Here is a 10038-nt window from a genome sequence, read left to right on the forward strand (position 1 = left end):
TTGGCGCATTGATTGGCAGTACTTTAATAGCTATCGGATTACTGAATGGCTCAGTTAATACAGATGCGTTCACTTGCTTTAGTGGATAAGATTTTACTCTATCAATCAACATTTATCGTGACTCTTTTATACCGGATTAGCTATATTATATATCTTTTAGGTGTTCAGCAATATTCTGAGTGATCTGTAATATAGTGGGTAATAGCTAGGTAGTATTTAAAGGCCATGTCTCTCAAGATAATATAGATTTTTTTGGATTCCTATTATGCTGTTATTATTGAGTTATAGATAGGTTGCTATATGATTTTGGGACACATAATTGAATCTGAAGTTGCAATTACGTGTGGCATTGTTATCATGATTGGTTGATTTGTATTATACTAAGAAATAGTTGTTTTTTTTGCTAATGAACAAGAAGCCTGAAATTATAATATTTGATTGGGATGGAACCCTCGTGAAGGATGATATCACATTTGACACGTTTTATAAGACAATGCATGAAATGCGTGATTTGAAATTAGAGCATATAGATGAAGCAATGCTTGTGGAGTATAGGTACTATCCTATGAGAGATTCGCTAAAGTTAATTTTTGGAGATAATGCGCAAAGGTTTGAGAAGCAATATTTGGAAAATATAAGTAATGAGCAGTTTGTGCCGCCCATACAAATGAATGGTGCTATTGATGCACTTAATTATTTTAGAGAAAATAATGTAGAAATGTTTATAGTAAGTAATAAGCGTGATGTAACTTTAAGGAAGGAAATTTCGTATTTAGGATGGGAGGAGTATTTTAGCGCAATTGTAGGAGCATCAGAAGCTCAAAGGGGTAAGCCGTGGAGAGATCCTGTTGATTTAGCGCTCAGCGTAGTTCAGAATCCGGAAAAAAAGCAAAAATGGTTTATAGGCGATAGCGTTGTTGATATAAGATGTGCTCATGAAACAGAGTGTGTGCCGTTTTTGATAAATCCAAAATATGATACAGAGCAACTTATAAAGGAAAGTGGTTTAGATCATGTACGTATTGATTCGCATGAATGTTTAATCAAGAAATATAAAGAATATTCAGCATAATTAATATAACTTAATGCGTCATGTCTCTATATATGATTTTATAATCAATCTACTATATTGTTTAAACATCTAAGTTGGCAGTTTTATTGGCTTTTGTAAAAGTAATCACATACAATATATGTAGCGTTGTATGTGATTATCGCGATAAAATTCTAATTTTTAGAGATAGTTAGTTTGCTTGGCGGAGTTGATTTTTACTTGGGGGTAGTGTCCAATGGACTTTACTAGAATATGTGTTGATGATAATTATAGATTAATATATAAGTTCCTGTTTGGAAGATTTTGGGTGAATTGTATGCACAGGTATAGAACGCATAATTGTGGTCAATTAACTTCTGCAGATATAGGTAAAGGTGTAAAAGTTTCGGGCTGGATCCATAAAAGAAGAGATCATGGTGGTGTGCTTTTCATAGATTTAAGAGATAGTTATGGGGTTACTCAACTCGTTACATCTCAACAAGAAAAGGGTATTAATTATCTTGCCACTGAAGATTATGATACTATATTACACGCTAGCTATGAAAGTGTTATCTGTGTTAGTGGAAAGGTGGTTAAAAGATCAGATGATACGATAAATAACTCAATACCAACTGGTGAGATTGAGGTTGTAATAGAAAAATTTGAAGTACTTTCAAAAGCGGCCCCACTTCCATTCAATGTAAATATTGAGCAGAATTTTCCGGAAGATTTAAGGCTTAAGTATAGGTTCTTAGATTTGAGAAGGCAGCAGATGCATAATAATATCTTACTTAGAAATGATATTATTAAATTTATTAGGACAAAAATGTGGGAGTATGGTTTTTCAGAATTTCAAACACCAATACTCACAGCAAGCTCGCCAGAAGGTGCGAGGGATTTTCTTGTCCCAAGTCGTCTGCATCCTGGTTGTTTTTATGCGCTTCCTCAGGCACCCCAGCAATTTAAACAGCTTTTGATGATATCTGGTTTTGATAGATATTTCCAAATTGCTCCTGCCTTTAGAGATGAGGATGCAAGGGCGGATAGGGCGCCTGGTGAATTTTATCAACTTGATATAGAGATGTCTTTTGTTGAGCAGGAAGATGTATTCTCGCTCATAGAGCCGCTCATGCATTCATTATTTACAAAATTTTCTAATTATAAGGTGAGTGATACACCGTTTCCTAGGATCAAGTATAGTGATGCAATGCTAAAATATGGCACTGATAAGCCTGATTTAAGAAACCCAATAGAAATTTCAGATGTATCTCATGTTTTTAAGGATAGTGGTTTTTCTGTATTTAGTGAAGCTATAAAGAAAGGGGCATGTGTAAGGCTGATACCAGCACCGGGTGCAAGTGCGCTTTCAAGAGGTTTTTTTGATAAAATGACTTTACATGCTCAGAAAGAATTTGGTGCTAAGGGGTTAGCTTATGTTTCTTTCATGCAGGATGGTACAGCGAAGGGTCCTGTTGCTAAATTCTTAAATCAAAATCAGATTGATGAATTAAAGAAGATTTCTAATGTAAAAAATGAGGACGCAATGTTTTTCGTATGTGATAGGGAAGAATATGCATCCAAATTATCTGGATTAGTTAGGACAAAATTAGGCGAGGAGCTTTCTATCATAGAAAAGAATGTATATAAATTCTGTTGGATAGTAGATTTTCCATTCTATGAATGGAATGAAGATGAGAAAAAAATAGATTTTTCTCATAATCCATTTTCGATGCCGCAGGGTGGAATCAGCGCACTAATTAATGCAAAATCTGATGAAGAAAAATTACAAATATCTGCATTTCAATATGATATAGTATGTAACGGTATTGAGCTTTCAAGTGGTGCAATTAGAAATCACTGCTTAGATACTCTTTATAAGGCTTTTGAATTAACTGGCAAAGATAATGAGTTTGTGCGAACAAATTTTTCCGGTATGGTAAAAGCGTTAACTTATGGTGTGCCACCTCATGGTGGTATTGCGCCAGGTGTTGATAGAATAGTGATGCTTGTTGCAAATGAGCCCAATATACGTGAAGTAATAGCGTTTCCTCTAAATCAAAATGCCAAGGATCTGTTAATGAATGCTCCATCTGTAGTATCGGAAAAACAACTCAAAGAGCTTCACATAAAAACCCTATCATGATATTTGGTATAGGGTGCGATATAGTTGAAATTAGCAGAATAAAGTTGATGCTTGACACGCATGGAGATCTCTTTAAGCGGAAGGTCTTTACCAAAATGGAGATCTCTATGGAAAAAGGAGATTTGGCATGTTACTATGCAAATAGATTTGCTGCAAAAGAAGCGTATGCTAAAGCTGTGGGGGTTGGTATTAGTGATCTATTATCGTTTAAGGATATAGAAATTCTATATGATGTTAGAATGAAGCCATATTTCTCTAATGCCAGTAAAGCGCACCTTTCTATGTCTAATGATGGTGGTTTTGCCATAGCGTATGTGGTAATAGAAGGGTAATTTTTATGTATAATCTAGATATTTTCTTAACAAACACTAAATCTGGAAAAAAGGAGAAATTTGTTCCGATAGATGCTTCAAATGTGCGTATGTATGTTTGTGGGCCAACTGTTTATAGTAGGCCGCATATTGGAAATGCAAGAGCTGCTGTTGTTTTTGATACATTATATAGGGTTCTTAAGATAAAATATGGATCTGTGACATATGTAAGAAATTTAACAGATATAGATGATAAAATAATAGAAGCTTCTAAAGTTCAAGGTATCACAGTAGATGAGTTGACAAGAATGGTTACGAAACAATATCATGATGATATTTTAGAGCTTGGATGCCTTAAACCTAGTATAGAGCCAAGAGCAAGAGATCATATAGATGATATGGTGAACATAATTAGGTTACTAATTAGTAATGGGCATGCGTATATAGCTTCAGATCATGTATTATTTGATGTGCAGAGCTTTGATGGATATTGCGATCTTTCTTCGAGAGATATTGATGAGATGGTAGGTGGGGCAAGAGTTCAAGTAGAAGATTATAAAAAATATCATGCTGATTTTGTATTATGGAAACCAGAAGAGGAGCAAGGCCTTGGTTTCTATAGTCCATGGGGATATGGAAGACCAGGATGGCATATAGAATGTTCAGCAATGAGTTATAAATATCTGGGGCTGGATTTTGATATACACGGTGGCGGTATAGATTTGTTGTTTCCACATCATGAAAATGAAAGGGCACAAAGTTGTTGCGCGTTTCCTAATAGTATATTTGCAAAATATTGGGTACATAATGGCTTTTTAAACATAGATGGGCAAAAAATGAGTAAAAGTCTTAATAATATTAAAGTTGTTGAAGATTTGCTCAATGCCGGGTTTGATGGTTCTGTTATAAGATATGCACTGCTTTCTGCACATTATAGAAAACCTCTAAACTTTGAGGATAAGTTACTGGAAGATGCTAAAAAATCTCTTCAAAAATTTGAAGAAGCAATTGCTTTACATGATATAAGTGAATCAACAGATGAGCTAGATGAACGGGCATTAGAGGTACTTTTTGATGATATGAACACGCCACTACTATTTTCTAGAATGCATAAGATTGCATCATCTACAGATAGACATTCCGCTCAGATCCTTTTTAATATTATGAAATTATTAGGGTTTAGTAAAAGAAGAGATAATGCTATACCTAAAGATGTAATGGATTTATTTGCCGAAAGAGAATTTGCAAGAAAAAGTAAAGATTGGAAAAAAAGTGATGAATTAAGAAGTATACTTGTTGATCTTGGATATGAAATTAGAGATAGTAATGATGGTACTCGTATTATTAAAATTTTATAGCTCATTTTTTCTTCTTAAACATGTCTGATACTGATAATATAGTGAAAGGTCTTGAATCTGCAGCAAATTTCGATTTGGATGTTGATGTAAAATCTGTCGTTACAACACAAGAAAAAAATAAAATACTGAAAATTTCCCTAATAGCTTTGGTGGCTTTTTGCATAGTGGTTGGGGCTTTATTAAAAACTGGAGTTTTAGACCTTCAATCATTTTTTGAAGCAAAAAATAACTTAGAGCATGATCGCACATCGTTTTTGGAGATGGGTGAGATTATAGTAAATCTTGATACAAGGGGTAAGGGTTCTAGTTTGCTAAAACTTAGTGTAGTACTTGAGCTAAAAAGCCCAAATGATGTGCATAGAGCTAAGGAATTATTGCCAAGAGTAAATGATTCATTAATCTTTTATTTAAGAGGGTTACGTCCATCGGATCTTAATGGTAGCGCTGCGTTGTATAGACTGAGAGAAGAGCTTATGTTAAGGTTTAATAAAATATTAAGTCCGCTTGAGATTGTGGATGTATTATTCAAGGATATTATTGTGCAGTGACTTATGTCTAAAAATGCTAAAAATTCTCAGAAACGGAAAATTGATAATGAGCAGGGTTCTGGTCATGTAGAAAGTGATGTTGTAGCGAAAAGTGGCGTTGGTTTATTGATCAGCGCTTCTGGAAAGCCAGTAGATTCATCAATATTAAGAAAAATATGTGAGGAATTTTCTAAGAGTTTCTCCAAATATATTCGTAGTGAGATTTCTGAAAATTTTACTACAATTATTAGTGATTTAGGAAGCTCTCTTCAATCATCATCTTATGAATATAAAGATGATGAAAGGATGTTTTGCTTATTAAATTCAAAAGTGACTACAAATACAATGCTTTCTTTTGATAATTCGCTGGTAAAGTGTATATCCAGCTTTTTAATGGGTTCAACTGAAAGGGATTTAGATATAGATAATAGAGCAATAACCCCATTGGAGAAGAAGGTGTTTAATCTTTTTTTAAATGAGATAGTTAACTGTTTGAACTCGTCATTTTCTACATATAAGAGAATGGATTTTTCCTTAGCTAGTATTTCAGATTTTAAAGATTTAGAGCTCATGGACCATTCTATGATGTATAAATTTAGTTTGTTAATCTCTATATATAATATAAAAGGAAATATAGATTTTATCATGCCATATAGTGCAATAGAACAGGTAAAAGAATACTTAGTGGATTCATATACTAAAAATAATATAGATAGGGATCCAAGGTGGCTTAAGCATATGGAGGCTGAAGTATATAATATGAACGTTACGCTGGAGCTTGTTGCTGATGGTTCTGTTTCTAGTATAAAAGAGTTGATAGATCTTAGTGTTGGAAACACTCTGATCTTGGATAAAATGTCACAGGATCTATTCTCCATTTTACTTAATGGTGTTAGGATCAGTATGGCAAAATTGGGAAAGTATGGGGACAAGGTTGCGATGCAGCTTGTAGATGAAATTGATATCTCAAAATATAATAGTATTGCTATATGAATTATTTATTTGATATTTCAATATTTGTATTACTTGCAATGACAATTGTTTTTTGTTGGAGGCTCAATGGTAAGTTATTGGAATTGAAAAGGAGTAGAAATGATATATCTAAGTTGGTTAGGGTTTTTGATGAATCTATAATAAGAACTAGTCAGAGTATATCTGAATTAAAAGAAGCTTCTGCAAAGGCCTCCGAAGAATTGAGGAAAAGTTGCTATAAGACACACGAACTGATTAATGAAATTTCATTTGCTACTGATACATCTTCAAGGATTTTACGAGATTTAGAAGAAGCTATCAGTAAGGCAGGCTCATTGAAGAGGGAGGTAAACTTTTCAAATGAAGAAAAAAGAAGGAAGCATGCCTCTAATAATTCTAAAAAACATGCTCAGAAAAAACCTATGGTTATTTAGTGGATCTTTATGTCAAACCTCTTCTCGTATGTGATTGTGGCTCTTTTAGCATTTATAGGAACAAAGGCGTTCGATATGCTGGAAATATCTGGCAAGGAGCAGGTAGCACATGATCTAACTCATGAGTCTGTAATAAAATCAGCAGAAACTTCAGTAGAAAATCTGAAAAAACCTGGTATGGAAGAGTGTTTTTCAAGTACAGAGGTAGAGGTTTTAAAAAATTTAAAAATAAGAAGGGAGCAACTTGATATTAGAGAGAGGAATATAGAGGAGAAGGAAAGGGTGCTTGGCACTATGAACACCGAAGCATTATATGCGGTCAGGCAGATTGAGGATACAACAAAGCGAGTTGAGAAGATACTGAAAGAATATCAGGATAAAAAAGACGCTCAAATTTTAAGATTAGTAAAGATATATGAAGGTATGAAGCCACAGGAGGCTGCTAGGATATTTGAAGAACTAAATTGGGATATATTGCTTAGTGTAGTTCAATATATGAAGGAATCTAAGCTTTCAGCTATATTGGCAGCTATGAATCCCTCAAAAGCAACAAGTTTAACAATAGCATTATCAAATAAGGGGGATATTAAATCACTCAATTGATGTATATAGCTGTTTTATTTAGGGCAATAATATATTGCAGCCTATGCCAATTCAGCTTCAATTATTATAGTTTAACCATCAATATATAGTTATTTAAGTTAAATTAGCATGTTGGGAATAAGGCTAATAAGCTGTAATGCAAGAAGTATTATGCCATCTCAAATAAAACGGTTATAGCATTTTGTACATCATTTCATGAAGTAGTGCAAAAAATAACATATGTGGATATGTTATCACACCGAACAACCTTACTATAGTTGTTGAAAGTAATACATTTGAATGAATGTATTAGAGAATTCTGTGTGGCTATTCTAAAGAATTATATTAATTTTTAGAAATGTCTGCATAGTTAGCATTTTGCCATATTTCTTCTGGCATGATATCTTTTATTTTTGAAGCATTATACACTTTTCTTATTATTCTTCCAGCTTCTTGATAGCTGAGATTCCATAGATCTATAGGTGTTTTATTATCATTGTTTTTTAAGTGTTCTCCTTCAGTATTAGTGAAGTTGAATATGTGGTTAATAGTTTCAATATCATGCTTCAGGTAAGCATAATGAAGAGAGGTATTTTTCTCATTATTGTATATAAGTGGGTTACAGCCCTCGGTTATTAATTTTTCTATTAATGCCTGATCATATTTTTTGCATATTGGGTGTCTTCCAAAGTATTTACGTGCAACCAAAAGAGTTAATGGTGTATTGCCAGCACTATCTTGAATATCTTTATCCCAATAAACATTATGCTTTTTTAGCATTTCTATAAACTTAATGCATTCATCGCTTCTATCCCATGCTATTAGCCAATGAAAAACACTACTTCCATGACAGTGTTTATGTTTGATATTTGGATCAGCACCAAGCTTTATTAGGTTATCAAGACATAATGCATAAAAATGAGCAAGTTTTGTATAATAATTAGATTTTTTTTGTATCATTATCGACCTTTTCAAAGCAGAGCTCCAAAGGCCAGAGACTATAATAATAAGTGGGCATATCCCATCATAATTCAATACTTGAGGTTGTTTTTGGATAAAATCAACAAAATACGCTATAGAGCTTTCCTCATGCCATTTATTATTATCAGATACATTGCCATTTACAAGAAAGTCAACTATTTCAAGAGACAACTGCTTTAAGTGATTTTCTTTTGTCATTCAAATCATAAACTAATAAGTTATAGGCAATAAGCTTATTAAACATCGCCCATAGGTATCTTTATGTATCTAAATAATAACTTAAACACTATAATGCAATGAATTGTTATAGTTTAGTCTTTTATCTTATTTAAAATTTGTATGTCGTGCTACAGTATCATAGCTAATTCTCCTTATGCTAATTTTTCAGATTTTTTTGAAAATACAGATTTGTTGCATAAAAACATAATATTACTTGATGGTGCGGCAAATCATTTTGAAGGTTTTGATATATTACCAACGAGTATCATTGGTGATATGGATAGTATAAATGAATCTTCTAAAAATTACTTTAGATCTAAGGGGGTATGTATTATAGAGATAGTAGATCAAGATACTACAGATCTAGAGAAGGCAATAGTTTTATGCAAAGAAGATGAAAGTCTTAAGACTATTAATATATATAATGCATTGGGTGGGAGATTGGATCATTCTATGCTTAATCTTAGGCTTCTTAAGAAGCATTATTCTAGTAGATATGAGATTATACTATTCTCTAAATCTGAGAAGGTCATTTTTTTAAGAGATTGCCATATTGTCCTTAAGGGTAAAAGGAATGACAGGGTAGCTCTCCTTTCTTTTACACATGCAACCATAACATCTAATGGGTTATTATATGAGATGGATGGGTATAAGCTTGAGTTTGCCGTAAATGAAAGTACATCAAATTTTCTTAACAATGAGAGCGCAGCTTTAAGTATTAAAGGTGATGCTCTATTGATAGTTGATAAGAACATAGAATATTTTCGGCGCTGCCTAACAACTACAGATTAAAATCTAAATTGAACAAATGCTTATTAAAGAATAGGAGTGACAATAATCATCCTAAGTGATTTATTGTATCGCTTTGTTTTTCGAATAAGAACCAGTAAACTTTTTGACAAAATTTCATCATAATTTTTGCCAATTCTATAAAAGCCTTAGCCGAAGAAGTGGTGATTTCGTAATCTTGAGATAATCTTCTAAAGTTACCAATCGAATGAGCGCCTCCACTGCTGAACCTTAAAAACCCCCATCATCTGACTTAATTTTAGTAAGCAAACATCCATGAAGATAAAACCATCAAATCTCCTTGATAACCACTATCAGCTAAGATCTTGATTAGCCTTTGAATTTTTCCTTTAATCCAAATAATTTTGCACAAGTGCATGGGGAGTAGCGCTATGAACTTTCATTGTGTAGCCAAAAGAGTATCAGCAACTATAGTAACCTAAGTTGAGATTTGCGTACAGATAAGTGATATTCAAAGGAAAATGCCAGCATGATACAGATTTTCGTAAGGAAGTTATAACATATGTAAATAGAGGTATAGCTAAGTCAGTATAAAACGTCATATAAAATAGGAGTTAAGAAGCTAGAGTGATTATTTAATATACTATCTTAGCTATAACAGCTGCAATAGCGCCTCAATAAAATTTGAAATAGCATCAAATACAGTAAGAAATTGGCAAGATAGGTATAAG

General features: G+C 33.1%; 10 protein-coding genes. 9 read left to right on the top strand and 1 reads right to left on the bottom strand.

All coding sequences use genetic code 11. The annotated features are described in order from the left end of the window. Positions 1-406: 406 nt before the first annotated feature. The 8 genes from Cyrtocomes_RS03590 (at position 407) to Cyrtocomes_RS03625 (ending at position 7378) form a co-directional block, all read left to right on the top strand. Entirely contained in the window at positions 407-1072 is a 666-nt protein-coding gene (locus Cyrtocomes_RS03590) for an HAD family hydrolase (RefSeq protein WP_322497838.1), read from the top strand. 295 nt (positions 1073-1367) lie between these two features. After that, the gene (gene aspS, locus Cyrtocomes_RS03595; protein ID WP_322497847.1) at positions 1368-3173 is read left to right on the top strand and encodes an aspartate--tRNA ligase; all 1806 of its coding nucleotides are present in this window, start codon (positions 1368-1370) and stop codon (positions 3171-3173) included. Next, positions 3170-3505: a holo-ACP synthase gene (acpS, locus tag Cyrtocomes_RS03600; RefSeq protein ID WP_322497839.1), complete on the top strand. Its 336-nt coding sequence runs from the start codon at positions 3170-3172 to the stop codon at positions 3503-3505. Before aspS ends, acpS begins: the two co-directional genes overlap by 4 nt. A gap of 5 nt (positions 3506-3510) precedes the next feature. Continuing rightward, positions 3511-4842, top strand: coding sequence for a cysteine--tRNA ligase (gene cysS, locus Cyrtocomes_RS03605; RefSeq protein WP_322497840.1), 1332 nt, complete (start codon positions 3511-3513; stop codon positions 4840-4842). 20 nt (positions 4843-4862) lie between these two features. Then, positions 4863-5390 (top strand): flagellar basal body-associated FliL family protein, encoded by a 528-nt coding sequence (locus tag Cyrtocomes_RS03610; protein WP_322497841.1) that lies wholly within the window; start codon positions 4863-4865, stop codon positions 5388-5390. A 3-nt stretch (positions 5391-5393) separates the two neighbouring features. Next, on the top strand, positions 5394-6362 hold the full coding sequence (locus tag Cyrtocomes_RS03615; RefSeq protein ID WP_322497842.1) for a FliM/FliN family flagellar motor switch protein: 969 nt from the start codon (positions 5394-5396) through the stop codon (positions 6360-6362). Beyond that, the gene (locus Cyrtocomes_RS03620) at positions 6359-6775 is read left to right on the top strand and encodes a DUF6468 domain-containing protein (protein WP_322497843.1); all 417 of its coding nucleotides are present in this window, start codon (positions 6359-6361) and stop codon (positions 6773-6775) included. Before Cyrtocomes_RS03615 ends, Cyrtocomes_RS03620 begins: the two co-directional genes overlap by 4 nt. 9 nt (positions 6776-6784) lie before the next feature. Next, the gene (locus tag Cyrtocomes_RS03625; protein ID WP_322497844.1) at positions 6785-7378 is read left to right on the top strand and encodes a MotE family protein; all 594 of its coding nucleotides are present in this window, start codon (positions 6785-6787) and stop codon (positions 7376-7378) included. Between the two features lie 324 nt (positions 7379-7702). On the opposite strand, the gene Cyrtocomes_RS03630 is transcribed toward Cyrtocomes_RS03625, so the two are convergent. Further along, a complete protein-coding gene (locus tag Cyrtocomes_RS03630) occupies positions 7703-8536 on the bottom strand; it encodes an ankyrin repeat domain-containing protein (RefSeq protein WP_322497845.1) in 834 nt (277 codons plus the stop codon). Between the two features lie 141 nt (positions 8537-8677). Here Cyrtocomes_RS03630 and Cyrtocomes_RS03635 point away from each other — a divergent pair, with 141 nt between their 5' ends. After that, a complete protein-coding gene (locus Cyrtocomes_RS03635; RefSeq protein WP_322497846.1) occupies positions 8678-9349 on the top strand; it encodes a thiamine diphosphokinase in 672 nt (223 codons plus the stop codon). Positions 9350-10038: the final 689 nt, after the last annotated feature.

It is taken from the genome of Candidatus Cyrtobacter comes (assembly GCF_034470605.1).
GTDB classification, from domain to species: domain Bacteria; phylum Pseudomonadota; class Alphaproteobacteria; order Rickettsiales; family Midichloriaceae; genus Cyrtobacter; species Cyrtobacter comes.